Annotated in this window: 15 protein-coding genes and 1 pseudogene; 4 read left to right on the forward strand and 12 right to left on the reverse strand. The window is 65.8% G+C overall.

Going from position 1 to position 18314, the window contains the following annotated elements; translation table 11 throughout:
- Positions 1 to 15: 15 nt before the first annotated feature.
- Entirely contained in the window at positions 16 to 369 is a 354-nt protein-coding gene (locus MZV50_RS22170) for an antibiotic biosynthesis monooxygenase (RefSeq protein ID WP_252631498.1), read from the forward strand.
- A gap of 32 nt (positions 370 to 401) precedes the next feature.
- Positions 402 to 1541, forward strand: a complete 1140-nt coding sequence (locus MZV50_RS22175) for an MFS transporter (RefSeq protein WP_252631499.1) — start codon at positions 402 to 404, stop codon at positions 1539 to 1541.
- Between the two features lie 250 nt (positions 1542 to 1791).
- Here the strand turns inward: MZV50_RS22175 and MZV50_RS22180 are convergent, their stop codons facing one another.
- The 10 genes from MZV50_RS22180 to MZV50_RS22225 are packed head-to-tail and all read right to left on the reverse strand — an operon-like array spanning position 1792 to position 14132.
- Positions 1792 to 2868, reverse strand: coding sequence for a PLP-dependent cysteine synthase family protein (locus tag MZV50_RS22180; protein ID WP_252631500.1), 1077 nt, complete (start codon positions 2866 to 2868; stop codon positions 1792 to 1794).
- A complete protein-coding gene (locus tag MZV50_RS22185; protein ID WP_252631501.1) occupies positions 2858 to 4894 on the reverse strand; it encodes a M3 family metallopeptidase in 2037 nt (678 codons plus the stop codon). Before MZV50_RS22185 ends, MZV50_RS22180 begins: the two co-directional genes overlap by 11 nt.
- 22 nt (positions 4895 to 4916) lie before the next feature.
- Entirely contained in the window at positions 4917 to 5912 is a 996-nt protein-coding gene (trxB, locus tag MZV50_RS22190; protein ID WP_252631502.1) for a thioredoxin-disulfide reductase, read from the reverse strand.
- Positions 5913 to 5926: 14 nt separating this feature from the next.
- Positions 5927 to 6814, reverse strand: a complete 888-nt coding sequence (locus MZV50_RS22195; RefSeq protein ID WP_252631503.1) for a hypothetical protein — start codon at positions 6812 to 6814, stop codon at positions 5927 to 5929.
- Positions 6814 to 7137 (reverse strand): thioredoxin, encoded by a 324-nt coding sequence (trxA, locus tag MZV50_RS22200; RefSeq protein WP_252631504.1) that lies wholly within the window; start codon positions 7135 to 7137, stop codon positions 6814 to 6816. The genes MZV50_RS22195 and trxA overlap by 1 nt, the downstream gene beginning before the upstream one ends.
- Positions 7138 to 7167: 30 nt before the next feature.
- Entirely contained in the window at positions 7168 to 8628 is a 1461-nt protein-coding gene (locus tag MZV50_RS22205) for a metallopeptidase TldD-related protein (RefSeq protein ID WP_252631505.1), read from the reverse strand.
- Positions 8625 to 9974 (reverse strand): TldD/PmbA family protein, encoded by a 1350-nt coding sequence (locus tag MZV50_RS22210; RefSeq protein WP_252631506.1) that lies wholly within the window; start codon positions 9972 to 9974, stop codon positions 8625 to 8627. The genes MZV50_RS22205 and MZV50_RS22210 overlap by 4 nt, the downstream gene beginning before the upstream one ends.
- On the reverse strand, positions 9971 to 11773 hold the full coding sequence (locus MZV50_RS22215; protein WP_252631507.1) for an ABC transporter ATP-binding protein/permease: 1803 nt from the start codon (positions 11771 to 11773) through the stop codon (positions 9971 to 9973). The genes MZV50_RS22210 and MZV50_RS22215 overlap by 4 nt, the downstream gene beginning before the upstream one ends.
- Positions 11774 to 11790: 17 nt before the next feature.
- Positions 11791 to 13905 carry a TonB-dependent siderophore receptor gene (locus MZV50_RS22220; protein WP_252631508.1) on the reverse strand — a complete coding sequence of 705 codons (2115 nt, stop codon included), beginning with the start codon at positions 13903 to 13905 and terminating at the stop codon, positions 11791 to 11793.
- 11 nt (positions 13906 to 13916) lie between these two features.
- Positions 13917 to 14132: a hypothetical protein gene (locus tag MZV50_RS22225; RefSeq protein WP_252631509.1), complete on the reverse strand. Its 216-nt coding sequence runs from the start codon at positions 14130 to 14132 to the stop codon at positions 13917 to 13919.
- Between the two features lie 424 nt (positions 14133 to 14556).
- Between MZV50_RS22225 and MZV50_RS22230 the strand changes: the two genes are divergently transcribed.
- Positions 14557 to 15525, forward strand: a complete 969-nt coding sequence (locus tag MZV50_RS22230; RefSeq protein ID WP_252631510.1) for a LysR family transcriptional regulator — start codon at positions 14557 to 14559, stop codon at positions 15523 to 15525.
- A 188-nt stretch (positions 15526 to 15713) separates the two neighbouring features.
- A pseudogene (locus tag MZV50_RS22235) lies at positions 15714 to 16100 on the forward strand (IS110 family transposase); the annotation flags it as partial.
- A 248-nt stretch (positions 16101 to 16348) separates the two neighbouring features.
- Here the strand turns inward: MZV50_RS22235 and MZV50_RS22240 are convergent.
- Entirely contained in the window at positions 16349 to 16876 is a 528-nt protein-coding gene (locus tag MZV50_RS22240) for a hemerythrin domain-containing protein (protein WP_252631511.1), read from the reverse strand.
- Positions 16877 to 16988: 112 nt separating this feature from the next.
- Positions 16989 to 18278 (reverse strand): NRAMP family divalent metal transporter, encoded by a 1290-nt coding sequence (locus MZV50_RS22245; RefSeq protein ID WP_252631512.1) that lies wholly within the window; start codon positions 18276 to 18278, stop codon positions 16989 to 16991.
- Positions 18279 to 18314: the final 36 nt, after the last annotated feature.

Genomic DNA, 18314 nt, shown 5'->3' on the forward strand with positions numbered 1-18314 from the left:
CGGATCTTCCAAGTCATGACCACTTCGCTTGTTGCCGTCTTCGCCGCCGCGCCCACGCCGACCGTCTTCATCGTCAACGTGATTCATGCCCAGGAAGGGCGACAGGACGAGGCGTTCGCCATCATCCAGGACGTGGTGCGCTTGGCGTCGGGCAAGCCGGGCTTTCTGTGGAGCAACCTGGCCAAGAGCACCGACGGTCTGACGGTCGTGAACATCGAGGCCATCGCCGACGAGGGTAATGTCGGCGAGTTCTTCTCCGACCCGGTCTTCGTCGAGAAGTTCCGCAGGCTGGACGAAGTCTCCACCAGCGAGTTTCACACCTATCGCGTCACGGACCTCATCCTGGCGTCCACCGAGCAGGCGGCGTGAGTGAGGCGACGGCGAAGCGGACCCGGGAGCGCTTGCCGCTCCTTGGCCTATCGGCCCTGGCCACGGCCGGGTTCGTGACCATCCTGACCGAAGCCCTGCCGGCCGGACTGCTGCCTCGCATCGGCGCCGATCTCCAGGTGTCGCAGGCCATGGTCGGCCAGCTGGTGACGGCCTATGCGTTGGGCTCGGTGGTCGCGGCCATTCCGTTGACGGCGGCCACACGGCGCTGGCGGCGGCGTTCGCTGCTGATGCTGGCGGTCGGCGGCTTTCTGGTCGCCAACGCGGTCACGGCGCTATCGCACAGCTATGTCCTGACCCTGGCAGTCCGTTTCGCGGCGGGGGTGTTCGCGGGTCTGGTTTGGGCGTTGCTGGCCGGATACGCCGGCCGCATGGCGCCGGAAGGGCTGCGCGGCCGGGCCATCGCCGTGGCCATGGTTGGCACGCCGCTAGCCCTGGCGATCGGCATCCCGGCCGGAACCCTGCTGGGCGGGATGATCGGCTGGCGTGCAGTGTTCCTGATCCTGAGCGGGTTGAGCCTTCTGCTGGTCGGTTGGATCGCCAGGCGAGTTCCTGATTTCCCCGGGCAGGCGGATACGCGGCGGGGCGACCTGAAGGCCGTTTTCAACCAGCCGGGTCTCAAGACCATCCTGGCCGTCACCCTGGCGTTCGTTCTGGCCCACAATGTCCTCTACACCTACATCGCGTCGCTCCTGCAGCCGGCGGCGCTGTCGGACCGCGTCGATGCGGCGTTGCTGCTGTTCGGCGTGACGGCCTTGAGCGGCATCTGGACGGTCGGGGCGCAGGTCGACCGTCGCCTTGGGACCCTGACCCTGGCGAGCATCGCCTTGTTCGCCGCGGCGGCTCTGGGACTAGCTCTGGTCGGCAATAAAGCCGGGCTGGTGCTGGCGGCCATTGCCGTCTGGGGCGCGGCGTTTGGCGGCGCGGCCACTCTGTTCCAGACCGCATCCGCACGGGTGGCGGGCGAGGCAACCGACGTCGCCCAATCGATGATCGTCACGGTCTGGAACGTCGCGATCGCCGGCGGGGGCGTGATCGGCGCCCTGATCCTTCGGCAGCATGGTCCCGTTGGCTTGTCGTGGAGCGTCATGGCGCTGCTGGCCGTGGCTGCTCTATTGACCAAGCTTGGCAGACAAGCAGGGTTTCGAAACTAGGCGACGCGTAGACGTTCCGTGCGTGGTCTCGCACGGTACGTCTACGCGCGTTTCAAGCGCCGAGGATCGCTCCAGACGTCGACATTCGGCGAGGTCGCGCCATCAGCAGACGTTGGGATCGCTGCATGTAGGCGACATTCAAGCCCGTCCAATTTCTAAGCTTGCGGCGAGTAGGCGCGACCCCCACCGCGCGGCCATCGCGCTCGAACGTCCATACAGGGTGCTGCTCGCCGATTGTAGGCGCTCCTTCTCACGCGGCAAATTGGGCTCTGAACAGCATTTCATATGGCCCCCAGTTGACCCCGCGCTCACGCAGCCAGTCATCGTCATAATAGGTGCAATCGTACCGATCCCCCCCGTCACACAGGATCGACACAATCGAGCCCGTTTCTCCCTGGCTCGCCATCTCTTCGGCTAGTCGGACGATGGCCACCAGGTTCGTGCCGGTGGAGCCGCCTACCCGGCGCCCCAGACGACGAGACAGGGCCCGCATTGCGCCGATGCTAGCCGCGTCGTCGACCGCGATCATCTGGTCGATCACGGAAGGGATGAAGCTGGGTTCGACACGCGGCCGCCCGATCCCCTCGACGCAACTGGCGCTTCCTTCCGGCAGTGACACGAGCGTTGGATCGGCAAAATGGCGGTGGAAGACCGAGTGAACAGGATCGGCGACACAAAGCCGGGTCGCATGCCGCTCATAGGCGATATAGCGGCCGATCGTGGCGGATGTCCCGCCCGTACCGGCGCCGCACACGATCCACGCCGGGATCGGAAACGCCTCCGCCGCCATCTGCGCGAAGATGCTTTGGGCGATGTTGTTGTTGCCTCGCCAGTCGGTCGCGCGTTCGGCGTAGGTGAACTGGTCGAGATAGTGGCCTTTGGTCTCGCGCGCGAGGCGGTGCGCCACGTCATAGATCGTACGCGGGTTATCGACCGCGTGGATCTCCCCACCATGAAAGCGGATTGCGTCGAGCTTGGGCGCAGCCGTGGATGCGGGCACCACCGCAACGAAGCGCAAGCTGAGCATCTGTGCGAAATAGGCCTCGCTGACCGCGGTCGATCCCGACGACGCCTCGATGATGCAGGTGTCTGGCCCGATCCAGCCGTTGCACAGGGCGTAGAGGAACAGCGAACGCGCCAGGCGGTGCTTCAGGCTCCCTGTGGGGTGGCTGCTCTCGTCCTTCAGATAGAGCGTGATCCCGGGATAACGCGGCAAGTCGAGCCGGATGAGGTGGGTGTCAGCGGAGCGGTTGAAGTCCGCCTCTATCCGCCGGATCGCTTCGGCCCGCCAGGCCCGCACCGAAGCCTCATCGCGATCACCGGGCATTCGGGGTCAGCCCGTGCCGCGCCAGCATCGCTGCAGGGTCGGCGTCGCGTCCGCGGAAGGCGCGGAAACTCTCCGCCGCCGGACGACTCGCCCCCCTGGAAAGGACTTCGTCGCGGAACATGCGCGCCACGCGCCGGTCGATCAGCCCAGCCTCGGCGAAGCGCTGGAACCCGTCGGCGGCAAGCACCTCGGCCCAGAGATAACTATAATAGCCCGAGGCGTAACCGCCCGCGAAGATGTGGGTGAAGGCATGCGGGAAGCGATGCCAGGCAGGCGGGCGAACGACCGCCACCTCGTTACGCACCGCCTCGATCACCGCCATCGGGTCGCCGCCCAGCGTCCCCAAGTGCAACAGCAGGTCGAACAGCGCGAATTCGACCTGGCGGACGACGAACATACCCGACAGGAAGTGGCGGGCGGCGAGCAGTTTCTCGAACAGCGCGTCGGGCAGCGGCGCGCCCGTCCGATAATGGCCGGACATGCCGCGCAGTACGTCGCGATCCCAGGCGAAATCCTCCATCAGCTGACTGGGCAGCTCGATAGCATCCCATTCAAAGCCGCTGACGCCGGCGATGCCGGGTCGGTCGACCTGGGTGAACAGGTGATGCAGGCAATGCCCGGTTTCGTGAAGAAAGGTGACGACTTCCTTGTGACTGAGCAGCGCGGGATTGCCATCGGTCTTCGGCGCGAAGTTGCAGACAAGATAGGCGACCGGCACGCGCTGGATGTTCCCATCGTTGAGCCGGGGCCGCGCCTGCGCCATCCAGGCGCCGCCTCGCTTGCCCGCGCGGGCGTGCAGGTCGAGATAGACGCCCGCGAACACCGCGCCCTCCTCGTCCGCCACGTCGTAGTAAAAGGCGTCGGGATGGTAGACGGCGACATCGGGCCGCGCGATCAGGAGGACGCCGAACAGCCGTTCGAGCAGGCGCTCCCATCCGGCGAGGACGCGCTCCACCGGAAAATGGGCGCGGACCGCCTGCTCGTCTACGGAATACAGAGCCTGCCGCATCCGTTCGGCGACATAGGCGACGTCCCAGGGCTGAAGGTCGGCGATGCCGAGATGGCTGGCGGCATAATCGGCCAGCGTCGCCATCTCCCGCTCGGCGGCCGGTTTCGCGCGGGCGGCGAGATCGCGCAAAAAGGTCAGGACCGCGCTCGCATCGCTCGCCATCTTAGTGGCCAGCGACCATGCGACCGGATCGGCAAAGCCGAGCAGCCGCGCGCCCTCGCGTCGCCGCTCAAGAATATCGGCGATCCGTCCGGAATTATCGAACTGGCCAGCGTGCGGCCCCTGGTCGGACGCACGCGTACCCGATGCGGCATAGACGCGCTCGCGCAAGCCGCGGTCTTCGGCGAAGGTCAGGACCGCATTGACGCTCGGCATCTGGAGCGTGACGACCCATCCGTCCAGCCCCTTTGCCTTGGCCGTCTGCGCGAACATCGCCCTGTCGGCGTCCGAAAGCCCCGCAAGGATCGCTTCGTCCTCGACATGCTCGAACCAGGCGTCGGTCGCGTCCAGCACGGCATTACCGAACGCGGTCGAAAGCTGCGACAACTCCACCGAGATGGCCGCGAAGCGGTCGCGGCCCTCGGGCGCGAGCGCGACTCCGGAAAGCTTGAAGTCGCGGATCAGATGCTCGACGGCGGCGCGGTCCGCATCAGGCCGGGCCTCGAAGCCGGCGGTCTTGGTCAGTGCGACCAGCACCTCGTACAGAGCCTGATTCTGCATGACCTGAAGATGGTTCTCGACCAGCCGCGCCTGCCCGGCGGCATAGGCGGCGCGCAGCTCCGGCGTGTCAGCGACGGCTTGCAGATGGGTGACCGCCGACCAAATGCCCGCGATCGCGGTGTCCGCCCGCTCCAGAGGCAACCACGCGTCCGCGAAATCGGTTGGCCGGTTCGCGACGATCCTCGACACGACGGCGCGGTGATCGGCGAGGGCCTGGTCGAGCGCCGGGGCGATCTGGTCGGGCCGGATATCGCCAAAGCGCGGCAAGGCCAGCGTGTCGAGCAGCGGGTTTGTCATTGAGTTTCCCATCTGGGCGTGGTCAGACCAACACGCCGATGTCGGCGCCTTCGGCGGCGATCGCATGCGCGTTGCGCCCGGCCAGATAGCGCTCGGCCTCCAGCGCGGCCATACAGCCCATGCCCGCGGACGTCACTGCCTGGCGAAACAGCTTGTCCTGCACGTCGCCCGCCGCGAAGACGCCCGGCACGCTGGTCGCAGTCGAGCCGGGGGTAACGACGATATAGCCCTCGTCGTCCATATGCAGTTGGCCCTTGAACAAGGCGGTCGCGGGGTCGTGGCCGATCGCGACGAACAGGCCGTGCGCCGCCAGGCGCGACACGTCGCCGTTCCGGGTATCGCGCAGCACAAGGCCGGTCACGCCGCCGCCATCGCCCAGCACCTCGGCGACCTCGGCGTTCCAGACCATCTCGACCTTGGGATTGGCGCGCAGGCGCGCCTGGTTGGTGCGATCGGCGCGCAGGGTGTCGCGGCGATGGATCAGATAGACCTTCTCAGCGAAATTGGTGAGGTACAGCGCCTCTTCGACAGCCGTGTTGCCGCCGCCGACGACCGCGCAGACCTGACCGCGATAAAAGAAGCCATCGCACGTCGCACAGGCCGACACGCCGCGCCCGCGATACTCGGTCTCGCTCTCCAGGCCCAGCCAGCGGGCGGATGCTCCCGTCGCCACAACGATGGTGTCGGCGGTATAGCGAACGCCGCCGTCGCCGACCGCGCGGAACGGCGCGCGGGTCAGGTCGACCTCGACGATCAGGTCGCTGACGACGTCGACGCCAGCCTTGCGCACCTGCTCGCCCATGCGCGCCATCAGGTCGGGACCGAGCACGCTCTCATCGCCCGGCCAGTTCTCCACCTCCGTGGTGATGGTCAACTGCCCGCCCGGCTGTGGTCCCTCGATCAGGGTCGGCGCGAGGGCGGCCCGCGCGGCATAGACGGCTGCGGTATAACCCGCCGGTCCTGAACCGATGATCAGGATCTTGCTGTGCCGCCCGAGCGGCCTGGTCGTCCCCGGCATCGTAGGCTTCATCCTTATTGTGCGGGAACCGGCGCGGCGGCGAGCGGCGCGCGCTCCATAAGCTCGATCGTCTTCCAGCCCATCGACCGATACCGCTCGCTGGACGCCTCCACCCGCTCAAGCCGCAGGCGAAACTGCTGCGCCAGGACGGGATGGTCGGCGTCCAGGATCGCCAGCACCCGGTCGAGCCCAGAAAACTCGGCCTTGTATCCGTCCTTCTCGGCCTGCTCGCGGATATGGAAGACGCGGCTCTCGTCCTGCTCGGTCCAGCCGATCCTGGTCAGGGAGAGATTCAGTTCAAGAGTTCCCAGCCCGCTTAGCGTGTCGCCCAGGACCGTGCGCATGGCGCCTGGCCAAGCCGCCGCCTCGATGACCTGTCCTGCCCGACGATCGAGCGTCCCTTCATCGAGGGCGTCCGTCGCGGCGACGGCGGCCATGCGGGCGGCTTTCCAGGTTTTTCGATCCGGTTCGTCGCCGTCGATGGCGCGCCGATGCAACGCCATGATCGCCCGACGCCCCTCCTCCACATCCGGACGCTGCTCGGTCAGAGCCGCCAGTTCCGGATTGGCCAGCAGGTCCAGCACCAACTGCGAGACGATCCGCGTCAGATCGGCCCCGACCGGCGTCCGCTCAAGCCACGCCTGCGCAAAGCGTCCGGCCTCAGCCTGAGGGCGAAAGCCGTTGACGAACATCGGCAGCGTCTCGGCCAGGGCGATCGGGTATCCGAGTTGCTCGGCGAAGCGCGGCGTATCGTCTGCCTCGACAATGGCGCCGATGACATTGGCCCGTCCCTCTTCCCAGGCTGGGAAATAGACGAAGCTACCCGCCGCGATGTGCCGCCGCAGGCGCTCCAGCGCCTGCGCCTTGACCGCCGGATCGCCATGGAACGCGATACCCGCCATCATTGCGTTCCCACATTGGCGTCGACAAAGGCGTCGAGCCGGCTGCGGGAGATGGTGCCGAAGGTCCGCGCGGTCTCTGCGCCATCCTTGACGATCATCAGCAGCGGGATGCCACGGACGGCGAACCGTTCGGCCAGCTTGGGGTTGGCCTCGATATCGACCTTCACGATCTCCATCTCATCGGCGTATTCCTCGGCCATCTCGTCAAGCGTGGGCGCCAGCGCCTTGCACGGCGCGCACCAGGGGGCCCAGAAGTCGACCAGCACGGGCTTGTCGTTCTGCATCACGATCTCGTCGAAATCCTGCTCGGTCGCGTTACGCATGGCGCCTGTCCTTTCAAAAAAAATTAGGGATCAGCCGGCCTGTCCGCCGACCATCATCCGGTCAATGCGCAGCGTGGGCTGGCCGACGCTGACATGCAGCGACTGCCCCTGCTTGCCGCAGGTCGCCATGCCGCTATCGAGCGCCAGATCGTTGCCAATCATCGAGACATGGCGCAGCGCCTCGTGGCCGACACCGATCAGCGTCGCGCCGCGCACCGGCGCGACCAGTCTGCCTTTCTCGACCAGCCAGGCCTCGATCGTGGTGAAGTTGAAGCGGCCGGTGACGATGTCGACCTGCCCGCCATCGAACTCGGTCGCATAGATCCCGCGATCGATCGAGGCGATGATATCGGCCGGGTCGGCGACGCCGTTCGCCAGAAACGTGTTGGTCATCCGCGGCAGCGGCAGATGCGCATAGGACTGGCGACGGCCGTTGCCGGTCGAGCGCGTGTTCATCAGCCCGGCATTGAGACGATCCTGCATCAGCCCGGTCAGCACGCCGTCTTCGACCAGCACGGTGCGGTCGGGCGCAACGCCTTCGTCATCGACGCCCAGCGAGCCCAGCCGCCCCGCGATGCCGCCGTCGTCAATCACTGTCACCCCGGGCGCGGCGATCCGTTCGCCGACCTTGCCGGCGAAGGCGGATAGATGCTTGCGATGATGGTCGCCCTCGAGACCGTGCCCCACAGCCTCGTGGAACAACACGCCCGGATAGCCGGGCCCCAGCACGACCGGCATCTCGCCGGCGGGCGCCGGGACGGCGTCGAGATTGTTGAGCGCCATGCGCGTCGCGGTCGCGATCATCGCGTCGATCGAAGCCGTATCGAACCCGCTCAGGCCGGCGCGCCGCCCCAGGCCCGCCTGTCCCCGCGCGCGCTGATCGTTATGCTCGGCGACGACCACCATCGACAGGATCGTCATGGGCCGCACGTCGGCTGCCAACAAGCCGTCGATATCGGCGACCAGCACCGTCGTTTCGGTCGCACGGACATTGGCGTCGACCCCAACGATACGCGGGTCCTGCGCGCGCGCCTGTTGGTCGATCGTTTTAAGGATCTCAATCCAGCCCGTGGCGTCCTGAACCACGACAGGATCGACCATGGGATAGAGCTCATGCCCCGCGCCTCGCCGGTTCAGCGCGACGCCCTGAGGGTGTCGTCCCGCCTCTCCCCGACGCTCCAGCGTCCGCACCGCGCGCACGGTGTCGAGCAGCGCGCCCTCTCGGATATCGGCGGAGTGGGCGAAGCTCACCTGGCCGCCATGGGCCGCGCGCGCGCCAACGCCCTGGCGCATGACAAAACCGCCTTGGGTGACGCGACCGCCCTCCAGCCCCCAACGGCGCATGCTGGTCGTCTCGAAATAGAGGTCGGCCAGATCCGCGCCGGCCCCGGCCAGCTCGCCCAGAGCGCGGGTGATCGCCGCTTCGTCGAGTCCGGCCGGCCCGAAGAGCGCCGAGCGTGCGCGGTCGATCGCCAGAGCGCCGCCGTTCATGCCCTGCCTCCCAACTGCATGTCATCGATCAGGATCGAACCCGTGCGGATCGCGCCTAGCCGCTCGACATCCCGGCCGACCGCGCGAACGCCGTGCAGCATTGCAGACATGGTCCCGGCCAGCGTCACATCGGTGACCGCGTGGACCACCTGCCCGTCTTCGACCCACAGGCCCCGCACCGCTTGGCTCCAATTGCCGCTGGCGGGATCGGTCTTACCGCCCTGAAACTGGGTAACGACCAGTCCGGAACCCAGCATCCGCAGCATCTCGCGCCAGTCGCCGCTTTCGGCCGTGCTGGTCAGCCGCAGATTGTAGTGGCCGTCGGCATTTCCGGTGGAAGACATGCCCAGTTTTCGCCCCGTGAAGCTCGAGAGGAATAGTCCCTCGACCACGCCGGCCCGGAGGATGGCGCGCGGCGTCCCCGCGATCCCCTCGCTGTCGAAGCCGCCGCTGGCCAGACCCAATGGCTCGAAGGGGTCTTCGTGAAGATCAAGATGCGCAGCGGCGACGTCGCGCCCGATCGGATCAGGCAGGAAGCTCATCCGCCGATGCTGCGCCGCTCCGGTCAGCGCGCCCGCCAGCTCGCCGACCAGGGTGGCGGCGGTGCGCGGCTCGAACAGCACCGAACAGCGACGACTGCCGACCGAGCGCGCGTCGAGAGCGCTACGGGCGCGGTCGGCGGCAGTGACCGCAAGCTGCTCGGCGGACGACAGGGCGTCTGCCTTCCGTTCCTGCGACTGGCAGAAATCGGAGACGCTGCCGCCTTCATCCTGCGCTAACATCACCGTCCAGCGCCCGTCGTTGGAGCGCATCGCGCTGCGGCAAAAGCCGTCGTTGGTCGCCAGCGCCCAGAGCCCTTCGGTCGCCACCGCTACGGACTCTCCCGCGCGCAACCGGCGGTCCGACGCCGCGATCCCGGCCGCGACCCAGTCCATCGCACGCGCCGCCTCCAGCATCGATTCGGGGCCGCGCGGACTGTCGGCGTAGAGTTGCGGCGCGGGACCCGAAAAAGCCAGGCCGTCCGCGGGTGGAAAATCGGCGTCGGGATCGGGCTGGACATGGCTGGCGATCAGCATCGCCTCCTCGACCACGCGCTCGACCGCCGCCCGGTCGAATCCAGCCGTCGAGGCCGATCCGCGGCGCCCGTCGTGGAAGACCGTCAGGCCCAATCCTTGGCTGCCGCTACGCTCGGCCGTCTCTACCTCACCGTCGCGCACCGCGACCTTGGCGACGGCGTCATGATGGACCGAGGCGCGCGCCCGCGCGCCGCGCTTGGCCGCCAGTTCGACGGCCAGTTGCGCGGCGTCACGCAGATCCCCTTCGGTCTGGGTCAACAACCGGGTCATGGCTTCGCCTCGATCCGCGCCGGGTTGGCGTGACCTTGGCGCAGCTGCAGACGGTGAGTGTGGTAGGAGGCCAGTTTTTCATCGTGCACGACGCTGACGATGGTTGCATCCGGCATCGCGGCCAGCACCGCCTGATAGAAATGCGAGGCATTGTCGGCGTCGAGCGCGCTGGTCGCCTCGTCCAACACGAGCAGGCTGGGTCGCTGGAGCAGGATACGCGCCAACGCCACCCGCTGCTGCTCGCCGGGCGAGAGCTCATCCTGCCACATGCGCGGCTCGTGCATCGCCTCGACGTGCGCTTCCAGCCGGACCGTCTTCAACAGCTCAGCGATGGCCGCGTCGTCATGATCCTCGGGCTTGTCGGGGAAGCAGATCGCGCCTTTCAGCGTGCCGATCGGCAGATAGAGGCGCTGCGGCACCAGCATCGCGGCGCCCCGCCGAGTCATCGCCACCTGTCCGGCGCCATCGGGCCACAGCCCGGCGATGGCGCGCAGCAGCGTCGTCTTGCCAGCGCCCGACGCCCCTTCGATCACCCAGCGCTCGCCGTCGCGGATCGTCCAGTCGGATACCTCCATCAGCGGCTCGCCGTTGGGACGACGCAGCATCAGGCCCGTGGCGCTGATCGCCACGCCGTCGGGCGTGCCGCCGGGCGTGAAGCCGATCCCGCGCGGCCGCTCATAGTCGATCGCGTCGTCCAGCGTCTTCAGGCGATTGATATTGGCGACCTGCCGCGCGATACTTGGATAAGCCTGAACGATATAGGACAGGCTTGCCGCGAATTGGGTGAAGGCGTCGCGCGCGCCCTGGACCTGGCCGAAGGTGATCGCACCGGCGAAGTATTTGGGCACGGTCAGGAACAGCGGCACGACCTGCATGGTGCGCTGATAGATATCCTGCCCTGCGCTAAGCCCCGCATTAGCGAGCATCAGCTGATAGAAGTTGCGGCGAATATTCGCGAAGGCGATCTGCAAACCGTCCTGCTCGACGCCCTGCGCGCCCGAGAAGGCGATCTGCTCGCCGTTCCGCCGCACATGTAGCAACCCGGCACGATAGTCGGCCTCATAGTGCTGTTCGCGCATCTTGCGACGGACGAACGGCTTGCCGATCCAGGTGATGAAGACCGTGCCGAAGACGACATAGGCGATCGAGAACCAGATCAGGTCGCCACCGGGCAGCGCGATGCGATGGCCAAACAGCGGGATCGCCAGCGGCGAGGAGGTTTCCAGCAGGATGGCGGCGAAGGCGGCCGCGCGGACCAGGCTGAACACCATCGAGATCAAGATGCTAAGCGGCGACTGGCCATATTCCAGGCCCATCGAGGTGAAGGCCCGCACGTCCTCGGCGATGCGCTGATCGGGGTTGTCGATCATCCGCAACCGCTCGATCTCGTAGAACCGATCTCGCGCGAACCAGCGGCCGAGATACCAGTCGTTCAGCCATCGCCGCCACCGGATCGACAGTGTCCAGCCGACGATATTGTGCAGGACCTGCGTTCCGATCGCCAATCCCGCGATCATCATGAACATCGCGACCAGAGACAGGAACAGCCCGCCCTGCCGCTGCTCGATCGCATCGTAGAATTCACGCTGCCATGTGTTGGACAGCAGGAAGACATAGGTCGTGCTGACCTCGATCACGCAGTAGCAGACGAGCAGAAACCACGCCCATTTCCAGTCATCCGACACGAAATAGCGGGTGCTCAGCCGCCAGGCGTGCGCCCAATGCCCGCGAGCGGGCTGGGCGGATTTGAGACCCGCCTCGCGGCGGGTCTCCTCGACATCGGCTGGGGACGGCGTCATTGGTCGTGACTACCCAATCAGAACAGGCGCTTGGTGACGGACAAGCGAACGTTGCGCGGCTCGTCCACCGGAACGAAGCTGTTCACGCTCGTGGTGTTGTAGTTGCGGCGATTGAAGATGTTGCGGACGCCCAGATTGACGTCGAAACCCGCGACAGAAAGAAAGCCATTGACATCCACCTGGCGGGCGGGCGGCACGACATACCGTCCCAACACATCGGCATAGGAACTCGAGCGGCCATACAAGCCACCGGAGACGCCGCCACTCACCTTATCGGAAATCCGGGTCCTGTAGACGGAGTACAGGCTGTAGGTGTCCCGGGGTTGGCGCGCGACAGTCGATTGAGACGACGTTACCGTCAACAGCTTGTAGTTGGTGTGCGTCAGCGATCCCAAGACCGTCCAGCCCGGCAGCAGCTGCCCCGCGATGTTGAGATCTATGCCGCGTCCCCGCTGACCAGGGCCGGGGTCCAACTGTTGGTCGACGGGACTGCGAACGATCGTATTGTCCTGCTCGATATCGAAATAGGACGCGTTGACCGTCACCCGCTTGTCGAGCAGGTCGAGCTTGATACCCGCTTCCTTGTTGCTCGTCTTGATATTGGGCAGGATCACGCCGCCGCGCCCGACGGTGAAGTTGGCCTGTTCTCCCCTTGAATAGTTGCCGAAGACGGACAGCCAATTCGTCGCGTCGAAGATGATGCCCGCATTGGGGGTGACGCCGTTCTTGCGCTGCGGCGTTGCCGCCGGAGCGCCGGGGAAAAAGAACTCCGCGCTCGTCTCAAACCAGTTCTTGCGCACGCCGCCGAGCAGCTTGAGCTTCCCGACCTCGAACAGGGCCTGGCCATAGACGCCCTGCTGGTTGCCATCGCTGCGGACGAGCGGATCGCCCAGCGGGCTGAAGGGCAAGGTCGCCACCGGCGCCGTCAGGACCGGAGGATTGAGGACCCGGTTGAATTCGCCGCTGCGCTGCGTGGTGTCGCCTCGGCTGTAATTATAGCCGACGTTGAACCGCGCCTTCAGGAAGTCACCCAGATGCGTCTTCACGCGGACGAAGCCGTCGATTGCGTCGGACGTGCCCTGCTGCTGTGAGCCGGTGAACTCGAACGAAGGGATTCCGGCGCGGGTGACGCCGAGCCCGCCAGCCTGCAGCAACAGGGTGTTGCGGTCATGCATGCCGCGAACGACCAAATCGATGCCCGGCGTGATCTGGCGCGTCGCATCGAAATAGAAGCGATCGGTATCGAAGCGGATGCGCTGATCGGGCGAGTAGATCGGGACCGACGGATCGCGCTCGACGATCTGGCGCGTCGTGGTGTCGAACAGCGTGTACGCGCCGATCCCCTGGCGGGACTGCGACAGGCTGGCGCCCAGGATGATGTCGGTCCGCGCGTCCTTGTAGCGTAGCGTCGGAGCGAAGAGATAATCCTTGTTACCGGGGTATCCGCCGTAATTGTGATCCATCGTCTGCGCGCTGGCGATGACACGGCCCGACAGCTTCTTGTTCGCGCTGAGCGCGGTGTTCGCGTCGATCACGCCGCGTAGCAGCCCCCAGGACCCGGTATCGAAGCTGACCGCCAGCCGCGGTTCGGCGCTGGGCTTCTTGGTCACGACGTTGACGTTGCCGCCCAGATTGTCGAACCCGGACAGCAGCGCGTCGGGGCCCTTCAGAACCTCGACCCGTTCGATATTGGCGATCGGCTGGTTCGCTCCCGAACTGACGCCATACTGCGATCCGGTCGACAGGCCGTTGACTAGGCCCGAGGCGTTGAAGCCCCGCACCGTGTACGAAGCGCCGCTGTTGGGATTGTTCAACTGCGCCGACACGCCGCCCGCATTGCGCAGCACGTCGGTGATGTTGAGGGCCTGCTGCTCCTCGATCGTCTTGGCGGTGATGACCTGGGTGTTGCGGGGCTGATTGCGCAGGCCCAGGCCGTTGCGATCGGAGGTGCTCGACTGGCGGACCAGCGTGCTGGTTTCGGCCTCGTCGCGACGTGCTATCACGACAATCTCTTTGAGGACGATCGGGTCTATAACAACGAGTAGGCCTGACTTCGCGCCCGGAAGGACAGCCAGGCTGCTGCCCTTGATCGCCGCCTCGACCGCCCGCTGGGCGCCCGTGGCCCCGCGCACCGGCCGGGCAGTCACCCCCTTACGGCGTCGGGGTCGAAAGTGATCGTCTCGCCCGTTCGCGCGGCGATCGTCTGAAGCGCCGCAGCCATCGGCATGGCGGGCAGGTCGATAACGTTGGCCTGCGCGCTCTGCGCCGAAGCCGGCGACGGCGTCACGGCGCTCACCAGCGCCAGAACGCCAAGGCTTGCGGCGCTTAACAGGCATCGAGTCTTGACCGTCATATGCATCGTGCAATCCCCCTTATTCTGGGCCAAGCGCCACCCCCGCACGGGCACGATCGCCCGTCCGCAAACCACAGACCCTGTGAAAAAATGGACTCGCCTCACGGCGTAAAAGCAGTCGCTTCCAACTCGGCGGCGACCGCGGCCGTCCTCCTGCTCGACGGCGTTTCCAGTCTTGATGCCCCCAAGCACCAGCAGGATTATCCGCCGAAGGAAACGCTATGTGTACGTTCCGTGACTGGCAAATTCGAAGTGTTCATGGCCCCATAAACCGCATGGATACCGCAGCGAGTCCGGGCGGATTGCAAAGCCCGTGCAAAGATTGAAGTGTCGACTGACGGGTCCGCCGGCGTCAGAAGCGAGCTACGCCCGTAGGGAGGCTTCCTGGGAAACAGCGGGCCGGTGAATTCGCCAAGGGGGTAGGCACGGGATGGACGCCAAGAAATCTGAAGCGCAACCGCGCATGCCACCCCCAGACGCCGCGCACCTGCGCAAACTCAATTTGAATCTTCTCTACCCGTTGGATGCGATCCTGCGCGCGCGGTCCCTGACCGAAGCCGGCCGGGAGGTCCGACTAAGTCAGCCGGCGATGAGCCACGCCCTGCGCCGCCTACGCGAGCATTTCGCCGACGATCTCGTGGTCCATCTCGGAGCCGAGCAGCAGCTCACGCCCCTCGGCCTGGCCTTGCGCCCCGAAGTGCAGCGCGTGATGCGCGAGGTGGAGGCCGCCTTTAATTTCTCGTTGGCCTTCGATCCAATGACCACCACCGGCGCGATCAATGTCGCCACATCCGAGGCCATAGAGCAGATGTTGCTTGGGGAGGTGCTGCGCAATCTTTCCACGACCGCCCCCGGATTGACCGTAAGCATTTTGCCGCTCGATATCGCACGTCCGCAACGCGCGCTTGATGACGGAGCCGATTTGCTGCTGCTCCCTGGCGAGTGCGCCCTCGACCGTCTCGAGACATTGCCGATCCTGAACGACCAGACCTCCTGCATGATCTGGATTGGGCATCCCACGCTGCGGGACTGCCATGACCTGACCGAAGAGCAGTATCGCGCAGCTCGGCACGTCGTGGCCCGCGGCGAGCTCACTGAAAGCTTTCCGCTGGACGCGGATGGCGCTGAAATGCTGCGTGCGCGCCGTATCGGAATTCAGACCAGCTCGCAGGCTACCTTGCCCGCTATCGTGATCGGCAGCGATCTGGTGGCGACCGGCAGCATGTGGCTGTTTCAATACTATGCATCGATGATGCCGCTAAAAGTCGTCACCGCACCCTTCGCCAGGCGTCAAAACCCAATTGTCGCGCAGTGGCCGAAACATCGTCGAGATCCGATGCTGGCATGGTTCATCGACCAAATTAGGGAGAGGCGTCGAGAATATCCCCGCGCCCTTTAGTGACGCCACCTCTTTGAAGCGGGAAGGGCAATCAAATTCGGGATGCTGCACGGATCGGCGAAACGCCGCGAATTGGTCGCCTCAATCCAAAGGCGAGGTCGCGCCATAAGCATGCGTAATCGGGCAGGCCCCAACGGGTCGAGCTCCCAGTAAGGTCTCGGTTTCAGCCGAGACGAAGGGAGACGACGATGTTCTACGCTGCGTTGGATGTGTCGCTGCGGTCGGTGGCGATCTGCATCATCGATCAGGACGGCAAGGTGCGCCTCGAGCGGTCCGTGCCCTCCGAGATCCCAGACCTGGTCCGCTGTCTGCGCGCGTTCGGCGAGCCGATCTACCAGGTCGGACTGGAAGCCGGCACGCTGACCCAGCACCTGACCTACGGCCTGACGGAAGCCGGCTCCGATGTGGTGTGCATGGAGGCGCGCCAGGTGAACGCGGCGCTGTCGGCGATGCGCAACAAGACCGACAAGCACGACGCCCGCGGCATCGCTCAGATCCTGCGGTCTGGCTGGTACAGCCGGGTCCACGTGAAGAGCGTCGAGAGCCACCACCTTCGCGCCCTGATCTCTTGCCGGAAGGTGATGCAGCGCAAGTGCATCGACCTGGAGAACGAGATCCGCGGGCTTCTGAAGATCTTCGGCGTGAACCCTGCTCGAAGGCATGGGAACAGCCGGGCACGTCGGTCAACAGGGAGGCCAGAAGGCCTCCCTGTTGACCGACGTGCCCAGCTTCAGATCCTGGGCGCAGGCCCTTGCAAGCACCCGCTTCGTGAGCGCGTCCAGTTCCGGTGTCAGGACAGGATCAAGCGCTTCGGCCACGGCCGTCAGTTCGGCTGCTTGCCGCCCAGTTCGGTCATCAGTTCGTCCTTGCGGGCCTTCAGACGCTCGCCCATAGCCTCGAGGTCCTCGTCGCCCTTCTTGGCCTGGGCGAAGATACCGCCGGGCTGTTCTTCTTCCTTGACGTGGTGCTTGATGTACTCGCCCAGCACCTTGACCTTGGCGTCATAATATTCGTCGCTCGGCTTCATCGCCTCGATTTCGGCGATCAGCTTCTTGGCGCCGTCGTGCTCAACATAGGCCTCGTCGAGCATATCGTCTTCGACCTCGCCGCGTTCCTCCGGATAGAAGATCTCCTCCTCGATCTGGGTATGGACCTTCAGGGCCAGCGCGATCTTGTTGAACAACGCCAGCTTCTCGCTCTCGTCCTCAAGCTGCTCGTACTCGTCGAACCAGCCTTCGACCTCGCGGTGATCCTTCTTAAGAAGGGTGATGGCCAGCGGGTCTCGGCGGCCGGTGCGGCGGGTGCGGCGGGTCTTGCTGGAAGCGGCTTTGGTTTTGGCGGCGGCGACCATCGACATCTCCTCAAGGGTTTAATGCTCGCCGAAAAATTCCTCTCGGGACGTGCCGTTCCCCAAGCCAAGCTAGCTGAGAGTCGCTCTTACAAAGACGCCGCGCCGGACGCGCTTAGGTCACGCCCAGCGCCATGCCTACCAGCATCGCGCCGGCGGCGATCGCCATCACCGCCGTCGCCGCCCAGCCGAAAAGCTTCAACCAGGGCCCGGCGATGAACCGGCCCATCCGGTCGCGCCGCGAAACCACCAGCATCATCACCACCATCATGGGCACGGCGATAACGCCATTGATCACAGCGCTCCAGAACAGGGCCTTGATCGGATCGATCTTGGCCAGGTCGATGCCAATGCCCAGCAGCGTGGCGGCCCCGATCACGGCGTAGAAGCCGACCGCCTCCCAGGGCTTGTTGTCCAGGCCGCATGTCCAGCCGCGGGTCTCGCCCACCGCATAGGCCGCCGAGCCCGCCAAGACTGGGATCGACAGCAGCCCGGTGCCAACGATGCCCAAAGCAAACAACAGGAAGGCGAAATGACCGGCGGCGGGCTCAAGCGCCTTGGCGGCGTCCGCGGCGGTGGCGATCTCGGTGTGTCCCTGGGCGTGAAGAGTGGCGGCGGTGGCGATCATGATGGCCAGGGCGATCAGGTTGGAGACCGCCATCCCGACGAAGGTGTCGAGCTTGATGCGCCGCAGCTCGCGCTTGGCCTGCTCGGGCGCGGCCTTGAGCGCGCGGGCGCCGTCCTTGTGATCGACTTCCTTGACCTCCTGGGCCGCCTGCCAGAAGAAGAGATAGGGGCTGATCGTGGTGCCGAAGATGGCCACGACCGTGGTCAGGGCCTCCTTGGAGCGGAAGACCGCCGGGTCGGGCCAGACCAGGCCGCGTCCCGCCGCCGCCCAGTCGAGCTTAACCACCAGCAGCACGGCGACGTACGCGAAGAGCACCAGGGTCAGCCACTTCAGGATCCGGACATACCGCTTGTAGGGGATGAACATCTGCAAGAGCAGCGACAACACCGCGAACCCCGCCGTGAACCAATGCGCCCCGCCCCCGGCCAGCAGCTGCGAGGCCGCGCCCATCGCCGCCAGGTCCGCGCCGATATTGATGGTATTGACGATGAAGAGCAGCGCCACCAAGGCCGTCACCGCCGGCTTGGCGATCACCGCGCCCATGTTGCGCGCCAGGCCGCAGCCGGTGACCCGCCCGATCTCGCCGCTGATCAGCTGGATGGCCGTCATCAGCGGATAGGTCAGCAGCATGGTCCACAGGAGACCATAGCCGAACCGCGCGCCCGTTTGAGAATAGGTGGCGATGCCGGAGGGATCGTCGTCCGCCGCGCCGGCGACTAGGCCAGGCCCCAGCTGTTCGAACAAGGCGATGGATCGGATCTTGCGGCCAAGCGACATGAGGCAGCCTTCAGCGAGGTCTTGAACGGCGGGCGG

The sequence above is a fragment of the Caulobacter segnis genome, from assembly GCF_023935105.1.
GTDB classification, from domain to species: domain Bacteria; phylum Pseudomonadota; class Alphaproteobacteria; order Caulobacterales; family Caulobacteraceae; genus Caulobacter; species Caulobacter segnis_B.

What these genes read in the sequence shown, in the direction of transcription:
- MZV50_RS22170 (WP_252631498.1), top strand. Translation starts at nt 16, where the DNA reads ATGACCACTTCGCTTGTTGCCGTCTTCGCCGCCGCGCCCACGCCGACC.
- MZV50_RS22180 (WP_252631500.1), bottom strand. Translation starts at nt 2,868, where the DNA reads ATGCCCGGTGATCGCGATGAGGCTTCGGTGCGGGCCTGGCGGGCCGAA.
- MZV50_RS22185 (WP_252631501.1), bottom strand. Translation starts at nt 4,894, where the DNA reads ATGACAAACCCGCTGCTCGACACGCTGGCCTTGCCGCGCTTTGGCGAT.
- trxB (WP_252631502.1), bottom strand. Translation starts at nt 5,912, where the DNA reads ATGCCGGGGACGACCAGGCCGCTCGGGCGGCACAGCAAGATCCTGATC.
- MZV50_RS22195 (WP_252631503.1), bottom strand. Translation starts at nt 6,814, where the DNA reads ATGGCGGGTATCGCGTTCCATGGCGATCCGGCGGTCAAGGCGCAGGCG.
- trxA (WP_252631504.1), bottom strand. Translation starts at nt 7,137, where the DNA reads ATGCGTAACGCGACCGAGCAGGATTTCGACGAGATCGTGATGCAGAAC.
- MZV50_RS22205 (WP_252631505.1), bottom strand. Translation starts at nt 8,628, where the DNA reads ATGAACGGCGGCGCTCTGGCGATCGACCGCGCACGCTCGGCGCTCTTC.
- MZV50_RS22210 (WP_252631506.1), bottom strand. Translation starts at nt 9,974, where the DNA reads ATGACCCGGTTGTTGACCCAGACCGAAGGGGATCTGCGTGACGCCGCG.
- MZV50_RS22215 (WP_252631507.1), bottom strand. Translation starts at nt 11,773, where the DNA reads ATGACGCCGTCCCCAGCCGATGTCGAGGAGACCCGCCGCGAGGCGGGT.
- MZV50_RS22225 (WP_252631509.1), bottom strand. Translation starts at nt 14,132, where the DNA reads ATGCATATGACGGTCAAGACTCGATGCCTGTTAAGCGCCGCAAGCCTT.
- MZV50_RS22230 (WP_252631510.1), top strand. Translation starts at nt 14,557, where the DNA reads ATGGACGCCAAGAAATCTGAAGCGCAACCGCGCATGCCACCCCCAGAC.
- MZV50_RS22240 (WP_252631511.1), bottom strand. Translation starts at nt 16,876, where the DNA reads ATGGTCGCCGCCGCCAAAACCAAAGCCGCTTCCAGCAAGACCCGCCGC.
- MZV50_RS22245 (WP_252631512.1), bottom strand. Translation starts at nt 18,278, where the DNA reads ATGTCGCTTGGCCGCAAGATCCGATCCATCGCCTTGTTCGAACAGCTG.